This is a genomic window from Polaromonas sp. CG_23.6, assembly GCF_029892315.1.
Taxonomy (GTDB): domain Bacteria; phylum Pseudomonadota; class Gammaproteobacteria; order Burkholderiales; family Burkholderiaceae_C; genus Polaromonas.
This window is the reverse complement of the sequence record NZ_JARXUY010000001.1, coordinates 218025-243343: the sequence shown is the minus strand read 5'-3', so window position 1 is coordinate 243343 and position 25319 is coordinate 218025. Positions and strand designations below refer to the sequence as shown.

At 60.0% G+C, this 25319-nt stretch carries 32 protein-coding genes and 1 pseudogene; 16 read left to right on the top strand and 17 right to left on the bottom strand.

All coding sequences use genetic code 11. The features are described 5' to 3' along the window. Positions 1 to 326 precede the first annotated feature (326 nt). Together H4V98_RS01220 and H4V98_RS01215 are read right to left on the bottom strand one after the other, a co-directional pair. On the bottom strand, positions 327 to 983 hold the full coding sequence (locus tag H4V98_RS01220) for an SGNH/GDSL hydrolase family protein (RefSeq protein ID WP_231374723.1): 657 nt from the start codon (positions 981 to 983) through the stop codon (positions 327 to 329). Beyond that, a pseudogene (locus H4V98_RS01215) lies at positions 984 to 1286 on the bottom strand (hypothetical protein); the annotation flags it as partial. 259 nt (positions 1287 to 1545) lie between these two features. On the opposite strand from H4V98_RS01215, the gene H4V98_RS01210 reads away from it, so the two are divergent. The 4 genes from H4V98_RS01210 to H4V98_RS01195 all read left to right on the top strand — a co-directional run bounded on the left by H4V98_RS01210 (position 1546) and on the right by H4V98_RS01195 (position 3631). After that, the gene (locus H4V98_RS01210; protein WP_280757233.1) at positions 1546 to 1707 is read left to right on the top strand and encodes a hypothetical protein; all 162 of its coding nucleotides are present in this window, start codon (positions 1546 to 1548) and stop codon (positions 1705 to 1707) included. A gap of 369 nt (positions 1708 to 2076) precedes the next feature. Next, on the top strand, positions 2077 to 2268 hold the full coding sequence (locus tag H4V98_RS01205; protein WP_196863471.1) for a hypothetical protein: 192 nt from the start codon (positions 2077 to 2079) through the stop codon (positions 2266 to 2268). Positions 2269 to 3056: 788 nt separating this feature from the next. Continuing rightward, positions 3057 to 3236 (top strand): hypothetical protein, encoded by a 180-nt coding sequence (locus tag H4V98_RS01200; protein ID WP_196863470.1) that lies wholly within the window; start codon positions 3057 to 3059, stop codon positions 3234 to 3236. Positions 3237 to 3379: 143 nt separating this feature from the next. Further along, positions 3380 to 3631, top strand: a complete 252-nt coding sequence (locus H4V98_RS01195) for a hypothetical protein (protein WP_196863469.1) — start codon at positions 3380 to 3382, stop codon at positions 3629 to 3631. A gap of 169 nt (positions 3632 to 3800) precedes the next feature. Here the strand turns inward: H4V98_RS01195 and cynS are convergent, their stop codons facing one another. The 7 genes from cynS to H4V98_RS01160 form a co-directional block, all read right to left on the bottom strand. Then, positions 3801 to 4244, bottom strand: coding sequence for a cyanase (cynS, locus tag H4V98_RS01190; RefSeq protein WP_196863468.1), 444 nt, complete (start codon positions 4242 to 4244; stop codon positions 3801 to 3803). Positions 4245 to 4284: 40 nt separating this feature from the next. Continuing rightward, complete coding sequence (locus tag H4V98_RS01185) at positions 4285 to 4731, bottom strand: nuclear transport factor 2 family protein (RefSeq protein ID WP_196863467.1); 447 nt, start codon at positions 4729 to 4731, stop codon at positions 4285 to 4287. Further along, positions 4728 to 5609 carry an ABC transporter ATP-binding protein gene (locus H4V98_RS01180; RefSeq protein WP_196863466.1) on the bottom strand — a complete coding sequence of 294 codons (882 nt, stop codon included), beginning with the start codon at positions 5607 to 5609 and terminating at the stop codon, positions 4728 to 4730. The genes H4V98_RS01185 and H4V98_RS01180 overlap by 4 nt, the downstream gene beginning before the upstream one ends. Beyond that, positions 5599 to 6471, bottom strand: coding sequence for a nitrate ABC transporter permease (gene ntrB / locus H4V98_RS01175; RefSeq protein ID WP_196863465.1), 873 nt, complete (start codon positions 6469 to 6471; stop codon positions 5599 to 5601). Before ntrB ends, H4V98_RS01180 begins: the two co-directional genes overlap by 11 nt. Positions 6472 to 6479: 8 nt before the next feature. Further along, complete coding sequence (locus H4V98_RS01170) at positions 6480 to 7895, bottom strand: CmpA/NrtA family ABC transporter substrate-binding protein (protein WP_196863464.1); 1416 nt, start codon at positions 7893 to 7895, stop codon at positions 6480 to 6482. A 148-nt stretch (positions 7896 to 8043) separates the two neighbouring features. Further along, a complete protein-coding gene (locus H4V98_RS01165) occupies positions 8044 to 8715 on the bottom strand; it encodes a response regulator transcription factor (RefSeq protein ID WP_196863463.1) in 672 nt (223 codons plus the stop codon). A gap of 15 nt (positions 8716 to 8730) precedes the next feature. Then, positions 8731 to 9864, bottom strand: a complete 1134-nt coding sequence (locus tag H4V98_RS01160) for a PAS domain-containing sensor histidine kinase (protein ID WP_231374724.1) — start codon at positions 9862 to 9864, stop codon at positions 8731 to 8733. Positions 9865 to 10120: 256 nt separating this feature from the next. On the opposite strand from H4V98_RS01160, the gene H4V98_RS01155 reads away from it, so the two are divergent. The 5 genes from H4V98_RS01155 (at position 10121) to ptsP (ending at position 14713) form a co-directional block, all read left to right on the top strand. Continuing rightward, positions 10121 to 10681 (top strand): hypothetical protein, encoded by a 561-nt coding sequence (locus H4V98_RS01155; RefSeq protein ID WP_196863461.1) that lies wholly within the window; start codon positions 10121 to 10123, stop codon positions 10679 to 10681. Between the two features lie 4 nt (positions 10682 to 10685). After that, the gene (locus tag H4V98_RS01150; protein WP_196863460.1) at positions 10686 to 11948 is read left to right on the top strand and encodes an MFS transporter; all 1263 of its coding nucleotides are present in this window, start codon (positions 10686 to 10688) and stop codon (positions 11946 to 11948) included. A 5-nt stretch (positions 11949 to 11953) separates the two neighbouring features. Beyond that, complete coding sequence (locus H4V98_RS01145) at positions 11954 to 12397, top strand: PTS fructose transporter subunit IIA (RefSeq protein WP_196863459.1); 444 nt, start codon at positions 11954 to 11956, stop codon at positions 12395 to 12397. Beyond that, positions 12366 to 12635 carry an HPr family phosphocarrier protein gene (locus H4V98_RS01140; RefSeq protein WP_196863458.1) on the top strand — a complete coding sequence of 90 codons (270 nt, stop codon included), beginning with the start codon at positions 12366 to 12368 and terminating at the stop codon, positions 12633 to 12635. Before H4V98_RS01145 ends, H4V98_RS01140 begins: the two co-directional genes overlap by 32 nt. Before the next feature lie 293 nt (positions 12636 to 12928). Further along, positions 12929 to 14713 (top strand): phosphoenolpyruvate--protein phosphotransferase, encoded by a 1785-nt coding sequence (gene ptsP / locus H4V98_RS01135; RefSeq protein ID WP_196863457.1) that lies wholly within the window; start codon positions 12929 to 12931, stop codon positions 14711 to 14713. Positions 14714 to 14813: 100 nt separating this feature from the next. Here the strand turns inward: ptsP and H4V98_RS01130 are convergent, their stop codons facing one another. Next, the gene (locus H4V98_RS01130) at positions 14814 to 15323 is read right to left on the bottom strand and encodes a DNA starvation/stationary phase protection protein (protein WP_280757232.1); all 510 of its coding nucleotides are present in this window, start codon (positions 15321 to 15323) and stop codon (positions 14814 to 14816) included. 520 nt (positions 15324 to 15843) lie between these two features. Here H4V98_RS01130 and H4V98_RS01125 point away from each other — a divergent pair. Beyond that, complete coding sequence (locus H4V98_RS01125) at positions 15844 to 16032, top strand: hypothetical protein (protein WP_196863455.1); 189 nt, start codon at positions 15844 to 15846, stop codon at positions 16030 to 16032. Between the two features lie 15 nt (positions 16033 to 16047). Here H4V98_RS01125 and lipA read toward each other — a convergent pair whose 3' ends face one another. The 7 genes from lipA to H4V98_RS01090 all read right to left on the bottom strand — a co-directional run bounded on the left by lipA (position 16048) and on the right by H4V98_RS01090 (position 20503). Continuing rightward, a complete protein-coding gene (lipA, locus tag H4V98_RS01120; RefSeq protein WP_196863454.1) occupies positions 16048 to 17046 on the bottom strand; it encodes a lipoyl synthase in 999 nt (332 codons plus the stop codon). A 28-nt stretch (positions 17047 to 17074) separates the two neighbouring features. After that, the gene (gene lipB, locus H4V98_RS01115; RefSeq protein ID WP_280757231.1) at positions 17075 to 17743 is read right to left on the bottom strand and encodes a lipoyl(octanoyl) transferase LipB; all 669 of its coding nucleotides are present in this window, start codon (positions 17741 to 17743) and stop codon (positions 17075 to 17077) included. Between the two features lie 5 nt (positions 17744 to 17748). Then, complete coding sequence (locus tag H4V98_RS01110; protein ID WP_196863452.1) at positions 17749 to 17928, bottom strand: hypothetical protein; 180 nt, start codon at positions 17926 to 17928, stop codon at positions 17749 to 17751. Positions 17929 to 18117: 189 nt separating this feature from the next. After that, the gene (locus H4V98_RS01105; protein ID WP_196863451.1) at positions 18118 to 18447 is read right to left on the bottom strand and encodes a DUF493 family protein; all 330 of its coding nucleotides are present in this window, start codon (positions 18445 to 18447) and stop codon (positions 18118 to 18120) included. After that, positions 18444 to 19346: a D-amino acid aminotransferase gene (locus tag H4V98_RS01100; protein ID WP_196863450.1), complete on the bottom strand. Its 903-nt coding sequence runs from the start codon at positions 19344 to 19346 to the stop codon at positions 18444 to 18446. Before H4V98_RS01100 ends, H4V98_RS01105 begins: the two co-directional genes overlap by 4 nt. Before the next feature lie 70 nt (positions 19347 to 19416). Continuing rightward, positions 19417 to 20004, bottom strand: a complete 588-nt coding sequence (locus H4V98_RS01095; protein WP_196863449.1) for a DUF2062 domain-containing protein — start codon at positions 20002 to 20004, stop codon at positions 19417 to 19419. A gap of 64 nt (positions 20005 to 20068) precedes the next feature. Further along, the gene (locus tag H4V98_RS01090) at positions 20069 to 20503 is read right to left on the bottom strand and encodes a DUF4149 domain-containing protein (RefSeq protein ID WP_348535230.1); all 435 of its coding nucleotides are present in this window, start codon (positions 20501 to 20503) and stop codon (positions 20069 to 20071) included. Between the two features lie 201 nt (positions 20504 to 20704). On the opposite strand from H4V98_RS01090, the gene H4V98_RS01085 reads away from it, so the two are divergent. The 6 genes from H4V98_RS01085 to atpA all read left to right on the top strand — a co-directional run bounded on the left by H4V98_RS01085 (position 20705) and on the right by atpA (position 25177). Then, positions 20705 to 21265, top strand: coding sequence for an ATP synthase subunit I (locus H4V98_RS01085; RefSeq protein ID WP_196863448.1), 561 nt, complete (start codon positions 20705 to 20707; stop codon positions 21263 to 21265). Positions 21266 to 21279: 14 nt separating this feature from the next. Then, positions 21280 to 22173, top strand: coding sequence for a F0F1 ATP synthase subunit A (atpB, locus tag H4V98_RS01080; RefSeq protein WP_196863447.1), 894 nt, complete (start codon positions 21280 to 21282; stop codon positions 22171 to 22173). Positions 22174 to 22247: 74 nt separating this feature from the next. Then, positions 22248 to 22496 (top strand): F0F1 ATP synthase subunit C, encoded by a 249-nt coding sequence (gene atpE / locus H4V98_RS01075; protein ID WP_011799683.1) that lies wholly within the window; start codon positions 22248 to 22250, stop codon positions 22494 to 22496. 40 nt (positions 22497 to 22536) lie between these two features. After that, a complete protein-coding gene (locus tag H4V98_RS01070) occupies positions 22537 to 23007 on the top strand; it encodes a F0F1 ATP synthase subunit B (RefSeq protein WP_196863446.1) in 471 nt (156 codons plus the stop codon). Between the two features lie 16 nt (positions 23008 to 23023). Next, positions 23024 to 23563 carry a F0F1 ATP synthase subunit delta gene (locus H4V98_RS01065; protein WP_196863445.1) on the top strand — a complete coding sequence of 180 codons (540 nt, stop codon included), beginning with the start codon at positions 23024 to 23026 and terminating at the stop codon, positions 23561 to 23563. A 60-nt stretch (positions 23564 to 23623) separates the two neighbouring features. Further along, on the top strand, positions 23624 to 25177 hold the full coding sequence (atpA, locus tag H4V98_RS01060; RefSeq protein ID WP_196863444.1) for a F0F1 ATP synthase subunit alpha: 1554 nt from the start codon (positions 23624 to 23626) through the stop codon (positions 25175 to 25177). Positions 25178 to 25319 lie beyond the last annotated feature (142 nt).

Here is a 25319-nt window from a genome sequence, read left to right as displayed (position 1 = left end):
TCAACTGGCCTTGCCATGCGACTGATTGCAAGCGATGTAGTATTTGCTATTTAATAAATAGCAATAAGTGCACGCCAGTCGGGTGGAAAAGGCATTTTTATATGTGAATTCAGCCGGGCGCACTGAGGTCTTGCCCGGCCGGCTGATGCTGCATGCCTTGGTTCAACGCTCGGGCTGGCTGCGCGACACGGCTTGCACCGCAGGAACCTGCCCGACCGCGCCCTGTTAACAGGTTCGCCCCAGGAACAGGCTGGTGCTCGATTTGTTCTGCAAGCCAGTCTTGAAGAGATCGCCACATGACTCTCCAAGACCTCCGCACTGCTTTGTCAAAGCCCCAGGTTTCGAATGAACTGCGCAAGATAGTTCGCGATCTCCAGGTCAGCGGCCTTGGTGGGATGGCCGCTGCAGCCGTTCCAGTCCCTGATCAAGAAGTCAGCATAGCGAATTTTTGTTTCGCCACTGTTGAGCATCTGGTTATAAGCCGCTTGTACATAGCCTTGCTGCTCGCTTCCCGTATGAGTCGCTGCAATGAGCATCGCCGATGGATAACGTGCGCGAATGGTTTTGAAAAGTTCGACATAGGCAGTAACGAAATCTGTCTGATTTGGCGGTCCGTTCCAAAAATCATTGGTTCCTAGATACACGACCACGACCGTTGGCTGCATTGCCGGAACGATGGAAGGCGCGCCCGGGCTGTTTGCTTCGCCAGTCAGGTTTCGAGGATAGTAAAAAGGCATTGACGGATTGCTGGCTGTCGGACCCGCATCGCCGTTGTTGCGATAGATCCCGATGCCTGAAATACTGATATTTGTCGCAGGCGCTTCACCCAGCTGCAGTGCTGTTTGCTGGGCGTACGACCAAAAGGCACTTTCGGTTTCAGTAGAAAATCCGCAAGGCTGCACGCCGATATTGCCGAACCCCGCAGTGAACGAGTCTCCGACAAACTCCAGACGGTATTTGTTGGGGTATTCAGGGGGCTGCATAAGCTGGCCTGTTCCATCCAACGAAAAACCCACGAACTGCGAAGGGCCTGCCTGATGGCCTTCAGACTCTCGCATCAGCAGCACCTTGTGCGTGCCATTGCTCAAACCGGTGGCCAAGGTGTACACATTGGTGCCGGCAGAAACTGAAAACCTCTTGACCGGCTGATCATCGATCACATAGGCATAGTAAACCCGGGCGTCCGATTCATTCAATGTGACCGAGATTGAAGTGCCCGTGAACTGCGCCGACATGGAAGATCCGGACCAGGAGTAACGGGGCGCTGCTGGATTGGTGAAGTCAAATCGACCATGAAATTTAACCGCTGGTGTGGGTACAGGCGTGGGTGCTGGTGTTGGTGTTGGTGTTGGTGTTGGTGTTGGTGTTGGTGTTGGTGTTGGTGTTGGTGTTGGCGCAGGGCTGCATAGATAACGCGACCAGAAGTAAGTGCTGATGGTCGGGTTGTAGCCTGGGTTGTTGAATTTGGCAATATACAGGTTGCCATCCGTATAGGAGACAACATTCCCGGCGACATATTGCCGTCCGGCGACCCACACAGTGCTTGTGCAAACACCAGTAGGCGCAGGCGTAGGCGCAGGCGTAGGCGTAGGCGTAGGCGTAGGCGTAGGCGTAGGCGTAGGCGTAGGCGTAGGCGTAGGCGTAGGCGTAGGCGTAGGCGTAGGCGTAGGCGTAGGCGTAGGCGTAGGCGTAGGCGCGCACGAGTAACGCGACCAGAAGTAGGTGCTGACGGTCGGGTTGTAACCGGGGTTGCTGAACTTGGCGACATACAGGTTGCCATCCGTGTAGGAGACAACGTTTCCGGCGACATATTGCCGTCCCGTCACCCATACAGTGCTTCCACAGACAACGGCAGGTGCCGGTACTGGTGTAGGCGTTGGCGTTGGCGTTGGCGTTGGCGTTGGCGCCGTACACGTTGATTTCAACGCCCAGTAATAAGTGCTAATGGTGGGTCGAATACCGGGTTGTGTGAGTACTTTGGCAATATATAGATTTTCATCTGTATATTTGACAATACTTCCGACTGCGTAAGAGCTAGCCTGCGCCCAATTTGGACTGACTGCACAGGTCTGCGCCATGGCTGAATGGCTGATTCCCATAAGCAGCAGTAAAGCAGCAAACTTGCTTGTCCATCTGGTTTTTAAAAACTTTGCAAGTTTATCTGACGTGGTCATTTTGAAGGTTTATTGTTATTTTACAAATGCAGCTACAAACAACATAAATAAAACAGTGTTAGATGGCATTGTCGGGATTGGGCAATCTGTTTGAGAGAACTGTTGGCACGCGATGCAATGAGCATTAATTAAAGGACAAGAGTCATTGCCTGATCAAGCCGATGCATTGCCTTGGTTTTTATGCCAATCAGCTCAGAACGCGCACTGGCTTAATTAATGAATGAATGAATGAATGAATGAATGAATGAATGAATTTTCATTACATATTTAAAAAAATAGATATTCTTGATACGCAATAAATTTTGATAAAAATGCTTGACCACGCATTTTGATTGGTTATACACAAATTAATTGTTTTAATATGTAAAAAATCTGAAGAGATCCAGGTTGGGCGATTGTCAGTTTGCTATTTTTCGGTCCTTACGGTGGACTTTCCATTCGAACTTCTCAAGGTCATGTTGGAAGGGCTGCGGTAAAACTTTTGAGCTGTTCTATGCGGTTTGTCTGTTTTCGGACACACATCCCTGTGTTGCCATCTGGAGGCCCGCCAGTTCAGTCGCATTCGACAAGGCCTGTGACGGGGCTGGACAGCACTGTCAGGTGGGCTTTTTTTCGGCAATGTCGCAAAACGCATCCCCTGGGCCCTAGCGCTTGCACACTGGCGCGCGGGTGTAGACGAAAAACCGGATGGTTTCCCCCTGGTTTCCGCTGGTGCAAGTAGCATGACCTTTAACCACCTGGGTGCCCGATGGCCCCGCCAGTTCTCAATCCGGCGACCCCGACGTGGCGTTTTCAGTCTGAGTCAGATGTCGTTGAGTCAGCAAAAAATTGCTGCAAAACCCAAGCGGCCGAAAATTGCGTGATATGTGTATTCGACGTTGCATGGGACATTCCTACAAGGCAGATCACATTGCCGTTGAGGTTATTAGCGCCATTTCATCCGCGAATGCCCATCCCCAGATTTTGAAACTTGAGCGTAAAAAAATGCATGCAAATTTCCAGGATGTTGCTCTTGGTCAACCTTTCAATTTGCAAAAGCCGGTAAAAACCGAAAGAGCGTGAAGCTGTGGACGAGTGAGCGCTAGAAACAGCCAGTGACGGCATTGGCTCCGGGCCAACGATCAGGGAACCAAGGGCCCAGTAAAGCGAAGGCCCGTCGGAGCGTCCAGCTCTGACCCTGTTCCGCCTCCAGGCAACTTTCTTTAGTGACTTTCTTTTCTGCCATAAAAAAGTTTCCTCCCGCCGGGCAGGCGCTCAACCCTAAAACCACAGAAAAACCAACCAAAGCCAAAGAAATAAATCTAAAACGCAGAGATCGAATCCGCAGCGTTGCCAGAGCGTCTTTACATTACTGGCAAAAGTCGTTCTGGCATGCAGACCTGTTCGGGGAGGCCCCCTCCCGGCCTTACCTCAGCGGGGGAAGGAGAAAAACCAATGACGGCGAAGGCAGATATTGAGCTAATAGCTATTAATTTTGTAGCAAATGGGTCGGTTAATTCCAGCGCTTGCCAATGTTCGGAACTTGCCCGTCAGGGCATCTGCGCTCTGTTTAGCTTGAAACCACCTGCGTAGCGCAGTGTTTCGGGCTGAGCACCTCGCACTGCCAGCCAAGCACGGCCGGCCGCTTCAGTACTGCTTGTACGGCAGGAACTTGCCCGACAGCACCACATTGACGCGATCACCCTTGGGGTCGGGCTGGCGCACGATGTCCATGCTGAAGTCGATGGCGCTCATGATGCCGTCGCCGAATTCTTCGTGGATCAGCTCCTTGATGGTGGTGCCGTAGACGCTGACGATCTCGTACCAGCGGTAGATCAGCGGGTCGGTCGGCACGGCGGTCGGCAGTGAGCCTTTGTAGGGCACGATCTGAAGCCATTTGCGCTCTTCCTCGGTCAATCCGAAGATGTCTCCAATGGTGGCCGCCTGCGCCGTGTCAAAGGTCATCTGGCCCAGGCAGCCGGCGGTCACCCATTCCTTGCTCAGGCCGACGGCCTTGGCCACGGAGTCCCAGGTGATGCCCTGGCTGACCTTGGCGGTGATGATTTTTTCGGTGATGTCGTTGCGGTTCATGTGCTTCCTTGGGTTGTGGCGAGAGTAAAAAAGAGAAGGATCAGGCGGCCACGGGACGGGGCCAGTGGAATTGGCGCTCGGCTGCCTTGATCGGCACGTCGTTGATGCTGGCCTCGCGCCGGCACATCAGGCCCAGTGCATCGAACTCCCATTGCTCGTTGCCGTGGGAGCGAAACCAGAAACCTGCGTCGTCGTGCCATTCGTATTCAAAGCGTACTGAAATGCGGTTATCGGTGAAGGCCCAAAGTTCCTTCTTGAGCCGGTAGTCCAGTTCCCGCGCCCATTTGCGCTTCAGGAACTCGCGGATCATCGGCCGACCCGAGAAAAAATCGGCCCGGTTGCGCCAGACCGAATCCTGGGTGTAGGCCAGCGCCACCCGGTCGGGGTCGCAGCTGTTCCAGGCGTCCTCGGCCTTTTGCACTTTCTCGCGCGCGGTTTCCAGCGTGAAGGGCGGCAGCGGCGGACGGGGCATGTCAGTGGTATTCATGCGACGGCTTTCAGCACGGGAGGAACCACTGCAGGGACAGCCGCGCGGCCCGGCTCGACCGTGGGCGGGTGCGCGGGTGCCCTGCCATGCGACAGGTCCTTGGAGCGCGTCACCAGAAAATCCACCAGGTGGTTGCGTATCGGGTAGTAGGCCGGGTCGTGGTGCAGCGTGGCGCGCTGGCGGTTGCGCGGCATGGTATTGCGCACGATCTCGGCCACGCGGGCCTGCGGGCCGTTGCTCATCAGCATGATGCGGTCGGCCAGAAGCACCGCCTCGTCCACGTCGTGGGTGATCATGAACACCGACTGCCGGGTTTCACGCACGATGCTCATCAGCGCGTCAAGCGCGCCGAAGGGCTCGTCAAGCAGCAGCATCTTGGGCTCGATCGCAAAGGCCCGGGCAATGCCGACGCGCTGCTTCATGCCGCCCGACAGCGCCGACGGTTTTTTGTCGAGCGCTGCCGTCAGGCCCACCAGCGCGACGTATTTCTCGACCTGCGCATCGACCTGTGCGGCGCGCCAGTCCGGCCATTTGGAGCGCACCGCAAAGGCGATGTTCTTGCGCACTGTGAGCCACGGCATCAAGGCATGGCCCTGGAACACCACGCCGCGCTCCAGGCTGGGGCCGGACACTTCACGTCCGTCCATGAACACATGGCCGGCGCTGGCGGTTTCCAGCCCGGCCAGCACATTCAAAATGGTGGTCTTGCCGCAGCCTGAATGGCCGATGATGCAGACAAATTCGCCGCGCTCGATCTGGACATTGACCTCGTCGAACACCGGCTCGGCATTGCCCGGATAGGACTTGGCCAGCGCCTCGATCTGCACGAAAGGCCTGGGCCCCACCGGGCTGGATACGGCGGAAGGTTTATTCGGCATAGGTCACCCACTTTTGCAGTTGCGCGAACATCAGGTCCAGCAGCATGCCCATCACGCCAATCACCACGATGGCAAAGATCACGTTGGTCAGCGACAGGTTGTTCCATTCGTTCCAGACAAAGTAGCCAATGCCGGTGCCGCCCACCAGCATTTCGGCCGCCACGATCACCAGCCAGGCAATGCCCATGGAAATGCGCATGCCCGTCAAGATGGTCGGCGCTGCGGCCGGCAAGATCACCAGAAAGGCCTTGCGCAGCGGGCTCACTTCCAGCGTGGCGGCCACGTTGAGCCATTCGCGCTTGACGGCCGACACGCCAAAGGCGGTGTTGATCAGCATCGGCCAGATCGAGCAGATGAAGATCACGAAAATGCCCGAGGCCGACGAGTCCTTGATGGTGTAGAGCGCCAGCGGCATCCAGGCCAGCGGCGAGATCGGCTTGAGCACCTGGATGAACGGGTCCAGTGCCCGCCGCAGCAGGGGCGACATGCCGATCACGAAGCCCAGCGGAATCGCTACGATGCAAGCCAGCAAAAAGCCGAGCGCGACGCGCCCCAGCGAATGCCCGAGCTGGATGGCGATGCCCTTTTCGTTCGGGCCGCGGTCATAGAAGGGGTCGCTCAGCTGGGCGACAAATGTCTGGCCCATTTGCAAGGGCGTGGGAAAGCCCGAGCCCTTGCCGCTGCCGGCGTCCTTGCCCATCATTTTCTGGTATTCGATCTGTTCGGCGCTCAAGGCAGGTGCACCGGCCGGGCCTGTGACGGTTGAGGTACGGGTGGCCGCTTGCCAGCCGACCAAAAACACCAGCAGCAGCAGCGCCGACACCAGGCCCGCCCGGAAGCCCATGGTTTTGAACATTTTCATGACCGTGCTCAGGCGGATTTGCTGATGGCAAAGCTCTTGACGTACTGGTCCGCCTTGGCCGCGTCGAATTCCTTGCCCATGATGGTGAACTTGGGGTAGGCGCCGTCGGGCGTCTTCTGGCCGAGTTCCTTCATGTACTTCTTGGCATCGGTGAGCAAAAAGACTTTTTCGGCAATCTGCTTGTAGTTGATGTCGCCCTTGACGTAGCCCCAGCGCTTCATCTGGGTCAGCATCCACACCGCCATCGACTGCCACGGCATCGGGTCGAAGTCGGCCCGGTCCGGCACATTCTTGATGTTGCCCAGACCGTCGGCGAACTTGCCGGTCAGCACCTGGTTGATCACCGCCTCGGGCTGGTTCAGGTACTGCGCGGGCGCAATCACCTTGGCGATCATTTCGCGGTTCTTCGGGTCTCGGGCCATGGCGGCGGCCGTCAGCACCGAGCGGTAGAGCGCAGCAAAGGTGTTGGGATTTTGCTGGATGAACTCGGCGCTGGTGCCAAAGGCGCAGCAGGGGTGGCCGTTCCAGAGGTCTTTGGTCAGCAGATGGATGAAACCGGCTTCCTCGTACACCGCCCGCTGGTTGAACGGATCCGGGCCGAGGAATCCGTCGATGTTGCCAGCGCGCAGGTTGGCGACCATTTCGGCGGGGGGCACGACACGCAGCTGCACATCGGTGTCGGGGTTCAGCCCGGCTTCGGCCAGGTAGTAGCGCAGCAGAAAGTTGTGCATGCTGAACTCGAAGGGAATGGCGAACTTGAAGCCCTTCCAGTTCTTCGGATCGCGGTTGTCCTTGTGCTTCATGGCCAGCGTGATGGCCTGGCCGTTGACGTTCTGGATGGTGGCAACGTTCATTGGTGTGGCGTTTGAACCCAGGCCCATCGAGATGGCCAGCGGCATCGGGCTGAGGAAATGCGTGGCGTCGTATTCCTTGTTGATCATCTTGTCGCGGATCAATGCCCAGCCGGCCGTCTTGGTCACCTCGACATTCAGGCCCTGCTGTTTGTAAAAGCCCAGCGGGTGCGCCATGATCAGCGGCGTGGCGCAGGTGATGGGAATGAAGCCGATCTTCAGGTTGGTCTTTTCCAGCGAGCCGGGTTTCTTGCCGGCCTCCTGCGCCATCGCCTGCATGCTGGCGACCGGCAGCAGGCTGGAAATCGCGGCCATCGCCGTGCCCTTGCCGACGGCGCGCAAAAAGCGCCGGCGAACTGCATCTTGCGGGAAAATCGCCTTGACCAGCGTGGCTTCGATGAAGGCGTTGGAATACGCCTCGAACTCGCTGCTCAGGCTGCGCCGGCGCAACTCCGCCACTGCGCCGTCTGCACTGACCTCCTGATGGTGATCGGCCACGGTGTGGTCCTTGCCGCAGCTGCACTTGAGCATCAGCGGCTGGTCGGCGTCGTAGGGGGAAAAGTAGTCAGACATGGCGCGCACCTTTCAAAAGAAGATGCACTTGGCCTTGCAAGGTGCGGGCCACCCGCAGGCCCTCGGGCGGCCGAGCCCTGATTTGGCGGTGGCTTGCACGACGTCTTGTAGGGCAGTCACTACACCCCTGCCCTCGGGAACGAAGCCGTCAGCCGCCCGAAGGTGCCTGGCGATGTCGCTCGGCGTACAGGGCCAGTTCCACATCGTTCCTGGTGCCGGTCTTTTCAAGGATGCGCAGGCGGTAGGTGCTGACGGTGTTGGACGCCAGCCCCAGTTGCGCACCAATTTCGCCCACGGACCTGCCGGTGCTCAGCAACCGGAACACCTGATGCTCGCGGTGCGACAGCGACTCGGTGCCGCTGGCGCCGCCGGGCCTGTTCGTGCCGCTGCCCATGGCACCGGCCAGTGCTTCGGCGGCCACGGCCGACACATACAGGCCGCCGGCCGCCACCTTGCGCACGGCGGCGATCATGTCGTCGGAATGGGCGCTTTTGTTCAGGTAGCCGGCCGCGCCCAGCTTGATGCAGCGCACTGCGTACTGCTTTTCCGGGTAGGTGCTGAGCATCAGCACCGGCAGCCGGGGCCAGTTTTTTTTCAGCGCCTGCAGCACGTCCAGCCCGTCGCGGCCGGGAAGGGCGATGTCGAGCAGTACGGCGCTAAGTCCCTTGTCGCCGCCCAGCGCCAGGGCGCGCTGCAGGACGTCGGGGCCGGTGTCAGCTTCGGCCACGACATCGATTTCAGGCGCATCGGCCAGCACCTGCTTGAGGCCTTCGCGCACGATGCGATGGTCGTCGCCGATCAGGATGCGGATAGGCGTCATAGATGGTAATTTCTGCTATTTATTCAGTAGCTGGATACGAAGATGGAACGTGCTGCCAAGCCCGATCTGGCTTGAAATTTGAAGGCTGCCTCCCAGGTGGCGCGCCCGCTCGCGCATGCCCATCACGCCGTAAGCATTGGCCGCCTCGAAGGCGTCGGCGTGGGCGCCCTGGCCGTTGTCCTGCACCGTGATGCTGATGTCTTGCGCACGGGCACGGATGGCAATCGCCACCCGGCTGGCCTGTGCATGGCGGCCCACGTTGCTGAGCATTTCCTGAAAGATGCGAAAGATGGCAATGGCCGACGGTTCGGGCAGCGGCACGGCACCGGCCACGTCCATTTCCCAGTCCAGGGCCAGTTCGGCCGACTGCACGAATTCGTGCGCCTGCCAGTCCAGCGCCGCCCACAGGCCCTGGTGGTCCAGGATGCTGGGGCGCAGGTCGGTGATGATGCGGCCGACGTTGTCCACCGCCGATTCGATCAGGCGGCTCATGTTCTGGCATTTGCCGCGCATGCGCTCACGCATCGATTGCGCCTCGCCCGCGCTGCGCCCGGGCTGCTCGCCCAGGCGCTTGTCCAGCCAGCCGACATCCATCTTCAGCGCCACCAGCAGGCTGCCGAGTTCGTCATGCACTTCACGCGCGATGCGGGTGCGCTCCTGCTCGCGCACGCCGTGCGCATAGGCCGAGAGTTCGCGCAGCTGCTGCAGTGCCCCGGACAGCGCCTGGGTGCGCTCGCTCACCCGCTGTTCCAGCACCGCATGCGCTTGGCGCAGGGCGTCCTCGGTCTGGCGGCGGGCCGAAACATCGGTAAAGGTGATCACCGCACCCTGAACCGCACCATTTTCAATCACGGGATAAGACGAGTATTCGACCGCAAGTCCACTGCCGTTCTTGCGCCAGAACAGCTCGCTGTCGATGCGGCAGGGCAGGCCTTCCCTAAACGCCTTGAAGATTGGACATTGTTGCTCGGGATAATGCGCCCCGTCCGCATGCGAGTGGTGCGCCACTGCATGCATGTTCCGGCCCAGCAGTTCGGCCGGCGCATATCCCAGCAGCTCGGCGCCGGCGCGGTTGATGAAGGTGCAGCGCCCGTCCAGATCAATGCCGTAGATGCCTTCGCCGGTGGATTCCAGCAATTGCGCCAGCATGTCCCGCAGGGCCGCCTGCCCGAGGCCGGGCTGCCCGGTCGCCAGGGGCTTGTCCGGTCTGGGGTCTTGTTTGCACATGCCGAAAAATCATGCAAGCATCATGCCCGATGGGGTGCGCCGGGGCGCCAGGCGCAGCACCATTGCGGTGCCTGCGGTGTTACCCAAATGCTGCTGGCCTGTGGCAAGGCGCTGCTGAAGGTAAAGTGTGGAACTGGCCCCTTTTTTCGGCCAGCTTCCACACGTTTTGACCGCCTCCATGTCCAGATTCCTGACTTTTCCACATTTTTCGCGTTTTCCAGGCGTCGTGCTGGCGTTGGTATCGGTGCTATCGCTGGTTGCCGCCTGCAGCCCGGCACTCAACTGGCGCGACGTGCGGCCCGAAGGGACGCGGCTGAGCCTGCTGCTGCCGTGCAAACCCGACAAGGCGCAAAAGGTTGTTCCCCTGGGCGGGCGGCCGACGCAACTGTCGATGCTGGGCTGCGATGCGGACGGTGCCACCTTTGCCGTCGCTATCGCGGATGTGGGCGACCCCTTGCAGGCGGCGCCGGTGCTGGCGCTGTGGCAAGACCTGACGCTGGCCAACATGAAGGCCGCACCCGCCAGCCGCCAGCCGCTGCCCCTGAAAATTCCCGGTGCATCGCCCGGCACGCCCGTTACCCGCCTGCAGGCGCAGGGGCAGCGCGCCGATGGCACCGCCGTCAGCGGACAGGCTGCGTATTTTGCGCAGGGCTCGCAGTTGTTCCAGGTGGTGATATATGCGCCGCGCATTGCACCCGAGGTGGCCGAAACATTTTTTTCCAGCCTGAAGTTTGAATGACGCCGTGACGCCCAAAGACATCGCCATCTCGCCAGACCGGCTGGGCGCCCGGGCAGCCACCGTGGTTTTTCTGGCGTTTGCGGCGGCTTACTTTTTCGCGGCGGTGCTGCGCGCCATCATCGCCACACTGGCGCCGGTGCTGACGCAGGAGTTCGCGCTGCAGGCGCGCGACCTGGGGCTGTTGGCGGGCGGGTTTTTTCTGGGCTTTGCTGCTGTCCAGCTGCCGCTGGGCACCTGGCTGGACCGGCACGGGCCCAAGCACGTCATCCTGGGATTTTTGAGCCTGGCGGTGGTCGGCTGCCTGGCGTTTTCAGTGGCCACCAGTTTTGCCGGGCTGCTGACCGCGCGCGTGCTGGTTGGCATGGGTGTGGGAGCCTGCCTCATGACCGCGCTGACCGGCTACCGTCGGTGGTTTGACGCGGCCACGCTGCTGCGCACCAATTCATGGATGCTCATGACTGGCTCGCTTGGCATGCTGGCCTCGACGCTGCCAGTGCAGTGGCTGATGCCATTGACCGGCTGGCGCCCCCTGTTCTGGTTGCTGGCCGTGCTGATTTTGCTGTCGATGGCGGCGATTGCCTGGGTCGTGCCGGGCTGGCGGGCGACTGCGCTGCCGACGCCTGCCGGGTTGAATGCAGAAAGCGCCATTCATGACGAAGCCGGTTATGCGTCCATCTGGCGCAGCCGCTATTTTCACAAGATGGCGCCGCTGGCTTTCTTCAACTATGGCGGCATGGTCGCCATCCAGACGCTGTGGGCCGGGCCGTGGATGGTGCGGGTGGCCGGCAACACTCCGCTGCAATCGGCCACCGGCCTTTTCTGCATCAATGCCAGCATGCTGGTGACCTTCTGGAGCTGGGGCATGGTCAACCCCCACCTGGCCCGCCGTGGCTGGTCGGCCACGCGCCTGATCGCCTGGGGGGTTCCACTCAGTTTGGCGGTGCTGGCGTTCAATATTTTCGCCGGCACGGCCACCGGCTGGCTGGGCTGGGCACTGTTTTGCATGACTTCCAGTGTCCTGGGCCTGGCCCAGCCGGCTGTCGGCATGTCGTTTCGGGCCAGTCTGGCCGGACGCGCGCTGTCAGCTTTCAATCTGGTCATTTTTGCCGGCGTGTTTGTCGTCCAATGGGGGCTGGGGCTGCTGATTGACGGTTTTGCGACCCTGGGGCTGGGTCAGGTCGCCAGTTTTCAGGTGGCCATGCTGGTCTATTTGTGTTGCTGCATTGCGGCGTATGCCTACTTTGTCAGTGTGAACGCTGATAATTGAGCGCAATGAACGGCATTTTCATCATCGCCCATGCACCGCTGGCCTCTGCCTTCCTCGAATGCGTACGCCATGTTTTTCCAGACCATGACGCCGGCGTGGCAGCTTTCGACGTGCAGCCCGAGACAACGCCCGAAGCTACGCTGGCGCAGGCAAAACTCGCGCTCAAACAGCTCGGCCAGCCGCAGGCGCTGGTGCTGACCGATGTTTTTGGTGCAACACCCTGCAATGTCGCCCAAAAGCTGGTCGATGGCGTCAACACCAAGCTGGTGACCGGCATGAACCTGCCCATGCTGCTGCGCGCCATGTGCTATCGCGACGAAGGGCTTGACATGCTGGTGGCGCGCGCGCTGGCCGGCGCCAGCCAGGGCGTGATGCAGGTGGCCGTGACCGCGCCTCAAAACCAAACACTACGAAACCATGATCAAGACCCGCACGACCATCAGCAATAAGCTGGGCCTGCATGCCAGAGCGTCCGCCAAATTCACCAAGCTTGCCGGCAGTTTTCGCAGCGAGGTCTGGATGAGCAAGGGCGAGCGCCGCGTCAATGCCAAGAGCATCATGGGCGTGATGATGCTGGCCGCCGGCATTGGCAGCAGTGTCGATATTGAAACCGATGGCGCGGACGAGCAGGCCGCCATGGAGGCCTTGCTGGCGCTGGTGGCGGACAAGTTCGGCGAAGGCGAGTAAATGCCCCCACGGTCGCTCACTGCGTGTAGCTCCCTGCCCCCCGAGGGGGCCGCTGCGCCTGCGGCCCGGCAAAGCCGTGAGCGTTGCCCCCACGGTCGCTCACTGCGTGTAGCTCCCTGCCCCCCGAGGGGGTCGCTGCCCCTGCGGCCCGGCGGAGCCGGTTCCGCGGCCCCTGCTTGCATAAGGCGCAATCCGTCCGGTATTGTTTCTTGCTCGGCTTGGGGAAGGTTGGGAAGGGGGCTGGTTTGCAACTGGCGCTTTTGCAGTTTTAGCCACTTCATCAGGAGCCGCACATGACTTTTTCCGTCCACGGTCTGGCGGTGTCGCGCGGTGTGGCGATTGGCCGTGCAGTGCTGGTGGCGTCGAGCCGGGCCGATGTCAGCCATTACTTCATCGACCCGGCCACCACCGATGACGAAATTGCGCGGGCCAAACTGTCGCGCAATGCGGTGATGGAAGAAATCATGCGTTTGCAGCATGACCTGCCCAAGGACGCGCCGCATGAAATCGCCGCGCTGCTCGATGTGCACCTGATGCTGCTGCAGGACGAATTGCTGATCAGCGGTGTGAAGCACTGGATCACCGATCGCCATTACAACGCCGAATGGGCGCTGACGACGCAGTACGAAATCATTGCACGCCAGTTCGACGAGATGGAAGACGCCTACCTGCGCGAGCGCAAGGCCGACCTGGAGCAGGTTGTCGAGCGCATCCTGTGCCACATGAAAGGCTCGGCCTCACCGCTGCAGGCCGCCCGGCAATGTGCCGCGCGGGCCGGCAGCCGTCGCCGGGACGCGCAGCAGGACCTGCTGCTCGACGACACGCTGGACGTGCCGCTGGTGCTGGTGGCGCATGACATTTCGCCGGCCGACATGCTGCAGTTCAAGCAGAGCCTGTTCGCCGGCTTTGCCACCGACGTGGGCGGGCGCACCTCGCACACCGCCATCGTCGCGCGCAGCATGGACATTCCGGCGGTGGTCGGCGCACGCAGCGCCAGCCAGCTGATCAAGCAGGACGACTGGGTGATCATCGACGGCGATGCCGGCGTGCTGATCGTTGATCCTTCGCCCATCATCCTGGCTGAATACGGCTTCAGGCAGCGCCAGGGCGAACTCGAGCGCCAGCGGCTGAACCGCCTGCGCCACACCCCGGCGCTCACGATGGACGGCCAGCGCATCGAGCTGCTGGCCAACATTGAAATGCCAGACGACACGCTGGGTGCGGTCGAGGCCGGCGCGGTGGGCGTGGGGCTGTTTCGCAGCGAATTTTTGTTCATGGGCCGCAATGGCAAGCTGCCCGACGAGAACGAGCAGTATTTTGCGTACCGCAGGGCCATCGAAGGCATGCAGGGCATGCCGGTGACCATCCGCACCGTCGACATCGGCTCTGACAAGCCGCTGGACCGGCCCACCACCAAGGCGCAAGAGGACCACCTGAACCCGGCGCTCGGGCTGCGCGCCATCCGCTGGAGCCTGGCCGACCCGCCGATGTTCCTGACGCAGCTGCGCGCCATTCTGCGCGCTGCCGCGCACGGACAGGTCAACCTGCTGGTGCCCATGCTGGCCCATGCCAGCGAAATCCGCCAGACGATCGACCTGATCAACCAGGCGCGCGCGCAGCTCGACGTCCGGGGCTTCGTCTACGGGCCGGTGCGGCTGGGCGCAATGATCGAGATTCCGGCAGCAGCGCTGACGGTACCGATGTTTCTCAAGTATTTTGACTTCCTGTCGATCGGCACCAACGACCTGACGCAGTACACGCTGGCCATTGACCGCTCCGATGAATCTGTGGCGCACCTGTACAACCCTTGCCATCCGGCAGTGCTGCGGCTGGTGGCCGACACGATTGCCGAATGCACTGCGCGGGGGAAAGGCGTCAGCGTGTGCGGCGAAATGGCTGGGGACGTGCACATGACCAAGCTGCTGCTGGGTTTGGGGCTGCGGAGCTTTTCAATGCATCCCTCGCAGATTCTGGCCGTGAAGCAGCAAATCCTGCGGGCAGATGCCTCAAAACTCAAGCCGTGGGCGCAAGAAGTGCTGAACAGTGAAGACCCTTCGCTGATGCTTCAGGCATCCTGAACGCAGGCGTAAAAAACGCCTCGTTTCAGGCTGCTGGTTTCTTTCAGCAAGGCAAGCAACTGGTCCGCCCGCTGCTTACGACAACCGAATGATTTTCAGTTCAATGTCCGCTGTCATCCGACGGACGACTGGCTTCAAACAGGAACCAAGTGCGGCGTTCGGTTTCGTCAATCCAGTTTTCGATCAGGCTGGCGCTGGCGATGTCGCGTTGCGCATCGCAGACCTCATGCACATCGCGCAGGTGAACACCCAATGCCTTGTTGTCATCGCGCAGCTCTGCCAGCATGGCAGCCGGGGTGACGTAGGCTTCGTTGTTGTCCTTGATGGTTTGCAGGCTGGAAATATGGCTGATGGAGCGCAGCGTCGTGCCGCCCACTTTGCGGATGCGCTCGGCAATCGGATCGGTCATCTCGAAAAGCTGATCGGACTGCTCGTCCAGCATGACATGGTAGTCGCGAAAATGCGGGCCGCTCATGTGCCAATGGAAGTTCTTGGTCTTCAGATAAAGCGCGAACACGTCGGCCAAAATGCCGTTCATGGCTACAGCGATGTCCTTTGTTTCCCCTGATTTCAGATCGGTGGGGGTCATCAAGGCTTTGTCCTGTGGCATGTCAAGGTTTCCAGCGGATTTGTTGTCAGTTGATTTCATAAATGGGTCTCTCAATGGCGGGTTATGAGCTGGGCTTTAACTCTGCTGTTCACTATAGTTTTATGCCCGGCCTGTTTTGACTGAATGCGCTGCATGCCTACAGGCACAAGCTACTTTACGGAAGGCCGGCGCCTGCCCCACGCGTCTTTTCATTCTCAAGCCGAGTCAACATTCGGAATGGCCTGACTGACATGCCCGCCAGCGCAGCCCGGATCGCAAGCGCAAAACGTTATTCCAGTTCGAAATGAATCCGCTATGTCGTTGCCGTGCTTTGCTGCAGCCGGTTCTCCGGCTGTGCGTCAGTCTTGTTTTTAAGTTGAAGACGCGATTACATGTTGTCGCCAGCTTCACACGGCGGGCATTTGGCAGACACTGCGACAGCTAGGGGATTGTGCTGAAATGAATCAGCAAACAAGTTTGTGAAGTTGACCGCCACAGCGTGGTGGCCCAAACAAGCCCAATGAACTACCCGGAGAAAATCATGAAATTGCTTGCCGCAATAGTGCTGGTCCTGACCAGCCTCACCGGTTGTATTGCCTATCCGGTCCCTTATGACAATGGTCCGTCCCGGGGTGACTACCGTGGGCAGCATCGTGGCCAGGGTGACCGTGACGGCGACGGCGTGCGAAACCGGGACGACCGGCGTCCCAACAACCCCAACCGGTATTAAAAAGCCGCAGGCCGGTTACTGCGCCGGCTTGTCCACCACGCCAGCCGCATGCGCCTGTTCGTCGGCGTGGTAACTGCTGCGCACCATCGCGCCGACGGCGGCGTGGCTGAAACCCATCTCGTAGGCCTTTTTCTCGAACATCTTGAAGGTGTCCGGGTGCACATAGCGGCGCACCGGCAAATGCGACATCGAAGGCGCCAGGTACTGGCCGATGGTCAGCATGTTGATGCCATGGTCGCGCATGTCCTGCATGACCTGCAAAATTTCCTCGTCGGTTTCGCCCAGGCCGACCATGATGCCGCTCTTTGTCGGCACGTCCGGGTGCAGGGCCTTGAACTTTTTCAGCAGGTTCAGTGAAAACTGGTAGTCGGAGCCAGGGCGCGCTTCCTTGTAAAGGCGCGGCGCGGTTTCCAGGTTGTGGTTCATCACGTCGGGCGGCGAAGCCTTCAAAATTTCCAGCGCCCGGTCGTCGCGTCCCCGGAAGTCGGGCACCAGTACTTCGATTTGCGTCATGGGTGACAACTCGCGGATGCGCTGTATGCATTCGACAAAATGGCCGCTGCCGCCGTCGCGCAAATCGTCGCGGTCCACGCTGGTGATGACGACGTATTTCAGTTTCAGCGCGGCCACCGTGCGTGCCAGGTTCAGTGGCTCGTCCTTGTCCAGCGGGTCGGGCCGGCCGTGGCCGACATCGCAAAACGGGCAGCGCCGGGTGCACTTGTCGCCCATGATCATGAAGGTCGCCGTGCCCTTGCCGAAGCATTCGCCAATGTTCGGGCAACTGGCTTCCTCGCACACCGTGTTCAGCTTGTTCTCACGCAGGATCTGCTTGATCTCGTAAAAGCGCGTGGTCGGGCTGCCAGCCTTGACGCGAATCCAGTCGGGTTTTTTCAGGATTTCGCCTTGCACCACCTTGACCGGAATGCGCGACAGCTTGGCCGCCGCCTTCTGCTTGGCCAGCGGGTTGTAGTTTTCCAGGCTCTGGACTTCGCGGACGACTTCGGGTGTGCTCATGGTGTGCTTGTAATGGGTTGGGGTCAGGTCAGGGCGCGAGGTAGGTGGCGAGCTTTTGGCCCAGCACGTCGGCGGCCTCCTGCCAGCTGGCCGATACGCCGATTGTAGAAAGGTCTGTGGTTTTCAGGTTTGCGTAGCCGCAAGGGTTGATGCGAGAGAAGGGTTCCAGGTCCATCGCCACGTTCAGCGCCACCCCGTGGTAAGTGCAATGCCGGCTGACCTTGATGCCCAGCGCGGCGATTTTGCCCAGCCCGCGAAACGGATCGGCCGAATTCACCGGGCCGCTCAATGCGGCGTGCGAGAACGGGTCGTCCATGCGCACGTAGATGCCGGGCGAGCCGCCCACCCGGTGGCCGGTCACGCTGAAATGCGCCAGCGTGCGAATCACCGATTCCTCGATCCGGTAGACATATTCCTTGACGAAGTAGCCCGCCCGCTTCAGGTCAATCAGCGGGTACACCACCACCTGGCCGGGGCCGTGAAACGTCACCTGGCCGCCCCGGTTGGTTTGCACCACCGGAATCCCGCCGGAGTTCAGAATGTGATCGCTTTTGCCTGCCAGCCCTTGCGTATAAACCGCAGGATGCTCGCATATCCATAGTGCATCCGGCGTGGTCTCAATGCGTGCGGCAGTGAAATCCTGCATCGCCTGGTAGGTGGGCAGGTAATCGACCCGGCCGAGTTGTCGTGTTTCCATGTTTCTCAAGCTTTCAGTTCAGCAGCGCATCGAGTTGCCCGGCCATGCCCAGGCAAGGCAGATGCAGCATATCCTTCGTCAGATGCGGCGGCGCTGCGAACAGACACTTCTTCCAGCAGCCGGTAGGGCACGCGGGCGGCCGTGGTGAAAGCCTCGACGCGGTTCAACCAGTCAAGGGTGGGCATAGGTCAGGCGCTGTGGCAATTTTGGAGGTTTGGACCCGCCCAAAGAAAGCCTGCGTTTGTGGTTGCAGCGGCGTATAACACCAGCGAGAGTCGAAAGAGTCGTTCAAGCAGAGCGAAAAAAGGTGACGTCAGGACGCAACCCGATAGCGTAACGCGCACCCGGCCCTGTCAAGTGACGCGCAGAACGCTTTACAGCACGACCTTGACCATCGGGTGCGTGCTCAGCGTGCGGTACAGCTCGTCAAGCTGCTCGCGGCTGGTGGCCGTCACGGTGATGGTCACGCCCAGGTACTTGCCGCCCTTGCTTTCGCGCAGTTCGATGGTCGAGGCGTCAAACGTCGGGTCGAACTGGTGGGCGATATGCGTCACCGCGTGGACATAGCCCTCGGCCTTGATGCCCATGACCTTGATCGGAAACAGCGACGGGTATTCGATCAGCGAATCCTTGCGGGCTTCGGCGTCGGGCGGCGTTGCCGGCGTGTTTTCAGGCGTGATTCCGTTGTCGTTTTCCGCGCTCATGTCGATAGTTCCTGTTTGGCTTGCTGGTAGGCGGCGTACAGTTTTGCATACACCGGGCCGGGCGTGCCGTGGCCGACCGGCTGGTCGTCCAGCAAGGTGATGGGCAAAATTTCCTTGGTGGCCGACGACAGCAGCAGCTCGTCGGCGGCCAGCACTTCGGCGCGGCTGATGGTGCGCAACTCGAACGCAATACCGGCGGCGCGACAGATTTCTTCAATCAGGCCGTAGCGAATGCCCTCTAACACCAGATGGTCCCTGGGCGGCCCCATCACGGTGCCGTTCTTGACCACCCAGACGTTGCTGGCGGCGGCTTCGCTCAGGTGGTCGCCGCGAAACATCACGGTCTCCAGCGCGCCGGCGTCAAAACTGATCTGGCGCGAAAACACCGCGCCCAGCAGGCTGGTGCTCTTGATGTGCGCTTTTTCCCAGCGGAAGTCACCGGCGCTGACGCAGGCCACGCCTTGCGCACGCTGGGCTTCGCTGGGCAGTTTCATCGGGTTGACCATGATGAACACTGTGGGCGTCAGGCCGGGCAGCATCGGGTGGTCGCGCATGGCCACGCCACGGGTCACCTGGATGTAGATCAGTTGATTGCTTTTTTGCGTGTCTGCGCCTGTGGAAAGGGCATAGTCTGCTATTAATTTGAGAGCTGTGTCGCGCCACTCGTCCTGCGTCAGCGGATTGGCGATGCGCAATTCGGCCAGGCTGCGGTTGAGCCGCGCCATGTGCTGCTCAAAGCGGAACAGCTTGCCGGCGTAGGCAGGCACGACTTCATAGACACCATCGCCAAAGATGAAGCCACGGTCGAGCACGCTGATCTTGGCGTCCCGCAACGTGCTGAAGTCGCCGTTGAGGTAGCAAGGCGTCTCGGGCAGGGCGTTGGCGGCAACGGTGGACATGGGCATTGGCATGGGGTGTGGCTGCAGGCGGCGGTTGGAGGAAAAGAAGAGTGTGAAAGGCTGGATATGTTCAGCCAGCGGGCGGTGTTGCTGCGGTGCGCGGGGTGTTTTGCCTGCGCCAGCGTTTGAAGCCGACGCGCATTCGCCAGGCGAGCTTGGCGACCAGGTAGCCGGTCAATGCACCGCCAAACGCAAAAATACCCATGCCCAGAATAGTCGGCGCCCCAAACGAGCCCAACCAGGCCAGCATCCCGGCGCCATCGGCCAATGGAACCGGCGCTGGCGCGTCCAGCACCAGGCTGCCCAGGCGGTAGGCCAGCCAGAGCCAGAAGCCGATGGTGAACGGATTGGTCACCAGCGTCATGCCGGCAGCGACCGGAATATTGGCGCGCCACCAGACGCAGTTCAGGGTGGCCAGCGCAAACTGCGCCACCGGCACGGCAAAAGCCCAGAAAATTCCGATGGCAACGCCCCGCGCCACGGCTTCATGTTGTGCGCGCCACAACTGGCGGTCCAGCAGGCGGTGCGCCACAGGCTTGAGCCAAGGGTGCGCCGCGAGTGACTCGCGGCAGGGCAGTGCGCTGCGAAGGCGATTGATAAGGCCCGCCAGCCGCCCGTTGCTGCTGCGAGCGCTCGTCAGGGGCTGGTCCGCATTCATGGGGCTGTGTTCAAGGCAGTGCGCGCTGACCTTTTCGCGCGCAAAGATCCGGATCGCTCAGGCATCAAACGAGGAAGAACACGGCGCCAATGGCCAGCACGCCAAGCACCAGGTTGACAGTGGAAAGCGTGGCAATCTGCTTGGCGCGCCGGGCGCCTTCGCGCCAGTCGGCAGCAACGACGGCCTGCTTGAGACGGCGAAAAGGGCCAAAATAAATGTGGCCGAACAAGGCAAACATCACCAGGCCAATTCCCAGCATGGCGTGCCAGCCAGCCGGAGCATTCTTCATGCCCACGCCCATCAGCATCGCCAGTCCGGACAGCAGCAACACCACAATCGTCACCCAGACCAGGCTGAAGAAGCGTTGCAGCGTTTTGGCCATCAGGGGCAACCGTTGCGGTGGTGCCAGCAGTTCAGTTGCCGCAGGGCGCAACGCAAATAGAAGGAAACTGACTCCACCCAGCCAGGCGATTGCAGAAAGAACATGGAGGAATTTCATCAACGCAGGCATTGGCGGGTCTTTCATTAGAATGAGGCGCCATTGTGGTCCAGACCCCGGGCTGATCATAAAGCGGCCACGAAACCACACCAATCCCGCGCAGGCGCATGGATATTGGTAAACAACAGGGGTTTCTACGTATAATCAGAGGCTTTGCTGAGATTGGCGTTCGTAACCTTCGTGTAATTTGTGAGGATCACAATGGCAAACCCAGCAGCGAAATGCCCCAAGCGCCCTGAAGGATCTGCCTCGGCAAATGCGGCAGAAGCAGACTGGTCATACGGGCCAAGCGATACAGATGAGGCGGAAGGCGAAGGGTTCAAGCCCTTGACGCACGAAGAAGCGAAAAAGGTTCGGGAATTAAATCCTCCCTTTTCCTTGTGGCTTGTGTGCGCAGGTCAGGTTGTGGTTGGTCTCGTGGTGGCGGCATTGGCCTGGGTGTTGACCGGCCAGGCGCGCATGGGCTGGTCGGCAGGTTACGGGGCGCTGGCGGTGATCATTCCCGCAGCGCTGTTTGCGCGGGGTCTGTCGCGTCAAAAATCGGCAATGCATGGAAATGCGGCGCTGGCCGGATTTTTTGTCTGGGAAATGGTCAAGATTGCCTTGACGGTGGCGATGCTGTTTGCCGCGCCAAGGCTGGTCGAAGGATTGAATTGGCTGGCTTTGCTGGCAGGTTTCGTGGTGACGATGAAGGTGTACTGGGTGGCCATGTGGTTCGGCCCGGCACGCAAGACTCGATCAATAAATTTTTTGAAGAACTGACAAATTGGTGACCTATGTCTGCTGCTGAAATACATGCCCCGACGTCTGGAGAGTACATCCAGCACCACCTGCAGCATCTGCAGACAAATTTCTCGTTCGAAAGTGTCAAGCAAAGCAGTATTGTCGATTTCAGCCTGTTCAACCTCGACTCGCTGATCTATTCGGTATTGCTGGGCATCATCGGCTGCTTCTTCTTGTGGCGCGCAGCCCGCAAGGCGACCTCAGGCGTTCCTGGCCGCTTCCAGGCAGCCGTTGAAATCCTGTCGGAAATGGTGGACAGCCAGGCCAAGGGCGTGATTCACAATGCCAAGAGCCGCAAGCTGGTGTCGCCGCTGGCGCTCACCGTGTTTGTCTGGATTTTCCTGATGAACGCCATGGACATGCTGCCGGTCGATATGCTGCCCAGAATCTGGACGATGTTGTACGGCGCTGCTGGCCATGACCCGGAGCATGCCTATATGCGCGTCGTGCCCACGGCCGACCTGTCCACCACCCTGGGCCTGTCCGTCAGTGTGCTGCTGGTTTGCCTGGTCTACAACATCAAGATCAAGGGCGTCGGCGGCTGGTCGCACGAACTCATCGCTGCGCCGTTCGGCGACCACTGGTTTTTGTATCCGATCAACTTTCTGATGCAAATGATTGAATTTACCGCCAAGACCGTCTCACACGGCATGCGGTTGTTCGGCAACATGTTTGCCGGCGAACTCGTCTTCATGCTGATCGCCCTGATGGGTGGCGTGTGGGCCTGGCAGTTCAACCCCCTGACGGGTATGTTCTGGCTGGGATTCGGGCATGTTGTCGCCGGAACCGTGTGGAGTATTTTCCACATCCTGGTGATCACGCTGCAAGCCTTCATCTTCATGATGTTGACGTTGATTTACGTGGGGCAGGCCCACGATTCACACTAGGCCTTTCTGCCTGACGGCAGTTGGCTTTTTCTTTCCCTTTTCTTTTTACCTTTCCTCTCATCTTTGGAGCAATCATGGAAAACATTCTCGGACTCGTCGCTTTGGCTTGTGGTTTGATCGTCGGTCTCGGCGCTATCGGTGCCTCTATCGGCATCGCCCTGATGGGTGGCAAATTTCTGGAAGCTTCGGCACGCCAGCCTGAACTCATGAACGACCTGCAAACCAAGATGTTCATTTTGGCCGGTCTGATCGACGCTGCTTTCCTGATCGGCGTTGCCATCGCCCTGCTGTTCGCATTCGCCAATCCGTTTGTCTTGCGTTAATTTTTCGGCAAACCCTGGTAGGTTCTATAAGGAATAAGCCGTGAACATTAACTCCACCCTGTTCCTGCAGGCTGTCGTTTTTGCGATCCTGGTCTGGTTCACGATGAAGTTCGTGTGGCCACCAATCACAAAAGCGCTGGACGAGCGGGCACAGAAAATTTCTGACGGCCTTGCTGCCGCTGACAAAGCCAAGTCCGAACTCTCCACTGCCAACAAGCGTGTAGAAGCCGAACTGGCCACGTCGCGCACCGAGACCGCCACCCGTCTGGCCGATGCCGACCGTCGGGGTCAAGGCATCGTCGAAGAAGCCAAGGCCCGTGCGGTCGAGGAAGCCAACAAGATCATCGCGGCAGCCCAGGCTGAAGCCGCTCAACAAACGGTCAAGGCTCGCGAGGCGCTGCGCGAGCAGGTTGCCTTGCTGGCGGTCAAGGGCGCCGAGCAGATTCTCCGCAAGGAAGTCAATGCCGGGGTTCATGCCGAGTTGCTGAGCCGCTTGAAGACCGAGCTGTAGGCAGGACAGAAGCACTATGGCTGAACTTGCTACCATTGCCCGCCCTTACGCAGATGCGCTGTTCAAGGCGCAGGGCTCCGACCTGACTGCTGCCGCTCTCTGGCTGGACAGGCTGGCGGCTGTGGCGGAAAATGCCCAGTTGCTCCAGTTTGCTGACAGCCCGAAGGCAAGCGTGGACCAGGTGTTCGATCTGATGGCCAGTGTGGCCGGCAATGACACCAACCCGCTGCCCCCGGCTGCCAGGAATTTCCTGCGCCTGGTGATTGAAAACGGTCGCCTGTCCGCGCTGCCCGAGATCGCTGTCCAGTTTCGTTCGCTCAAGAACGCTGCAGGCGGGGTCACCGATGCCATCGTCTACAGTGCTTTCCCGCTGGACGAGCCAGCCTTGAACGAGATTGCATTGGTGCTGGAAAAGCGATTCGGACGCAAGCTCGGCATCAAGGTCGAACTTGATCCGTCGCTGATTGGCGGGATTCGTGCGGTCGTGGGTGACGAGGTGCTGGACACCTCGGTCAAAGCCCGCTTGGAACAAATGAAAATGGCGCTGATCGCCTGAACTGACGCACGCGCGCAGTCCCGGGTTTTTAGCCAACAACATAGAAAGAAGGAAAGAGTCATGCAACTCAATCCCGCAGAAATTTCTGAACTGATCAAGAGCCGTATCGAAGGCCTTGCAGCCAGCAGCGACATTCGCAACCAGGGCACCGTGGTGTCAGTGGCCGACGGTATTGTCCGCATCCACGGCCTGTCCGATGTGATGCAGGGCGAAATGCTTGAGTTTCCCGCCACGGCAGATGGCACGCCCACGTATGGCCTGGCACTGAACCTTGAGCGCGACTCGGTCGGCTCGGTGATTCTGGGCGAATACGAACACATTGCCGAAGGCGACACCGTTAAATGCACGGGCCGCATTCTCGAAGTCCCGATTGGCCCTGAACTGCTTGGCCGTGTGGTCAATGCACTGGGTCAGCCGATTGACGGCAAAGGCCCGATCAACGCCAAGCTGACCGACGTGATCGAAAAAGTTGCGCCTGGCGTGATTGCACGTAAATCGGTTGACCAGCCTTTGCAAACCGGCCTGAAGTCGGTTGACTCCATGGTGCCAATCGGCCGTGGCCAGCGCGAACTGATCATTGGCGACCGCCAGACCGGTAAGACCGCCGTCGCGATTGACGCCATCATCAACCAGAAGGGCAAGGGCGTTTCGTGCGTCTATGTCGCGATTGGCCAAAAGGCGTCCTCGATCAAGAACGTGGTGCGCTCGCTGGAACAAGCCGGCGCCATGGACTACACCATCGTCGTGGCGGCTTCGGCTTCCGAATCGGCCGCTATGCAATACGTCAGCGCCTACTCGGGCTGCACGATGGGCGAATATTTCCGCGACCGCGGCGAAGACGCGCTGATCGTGTATGACGACCTGTCCAAGCAGGCCGTGGCCTACCGCCAGGTATCGCTGCTGCTGCGTCGTCCACCAGGCCGCGAAGCCTACCCTGGCGACGTGTTCTATCTCCACAGCCGCCTGCTGGAGCGCGCCGCCCGCGTGAACGAGAAGTATGTTGAAGACTTCACCAAGGGTGCCGTCAAAGGCCGTACCGGTTCACTCACCGCGCTGCCGATCATTGAAACGCAAGCCGGCGACGTGTCCGCTTTCGTGCCGACCAATGTGATTTCGATCACCGATGGCCAGATTTTCCTGGAAACCAGCCTGTTCAACGCCGGTATCCGTCCTGCGATCAACGCCGGTATCTCGGTATCGCGCGTCGGTGGCGCCGCCCAGACCAAGCTGATCAAGAACCTGTCCGGCGGTATTCGTACCGACTTGGCCCAGTACCGCGAGCTGGCTGCGTTTGCGCAGTTTGCCTCCGATCTGGACGAAGCCACCCGCAAGCAGCTCGACCGTGGCGCGCGCGTCACCGAGTTGCTCAAGCAGTCGCAGTATTCGCCCTTGTCCATCTCCGCCATGGGTGCCACCTTGTTCGCTGTGAACAAGGGCTTCATGGACGATGTGGATGTCAAGAAGGTGCTGGCTTTCGAAAGTGGCCTGCACGCCTGGCTCAAGGACAAGAATGCGCCGCTGATGGACAAGCTTGAAGCCAACAAGGCCATGGACAAGGATTCCGAGGCCGAGTTGACCACGGCGGTGGCTGCATTCAAGAAATCGTTTGCGTAAGCAAACCGAAATCGAACGATGAGCGCAGCAACAACTCTGAGGACAAGGCCCATCAAGCAGGGGCCGCGGAACCGGCTCTGCCGGACCGCAGGCGCAGCGGCCCCCTCGGGGGGCAGCGCATTACACGAAGTGAACAGCGTGG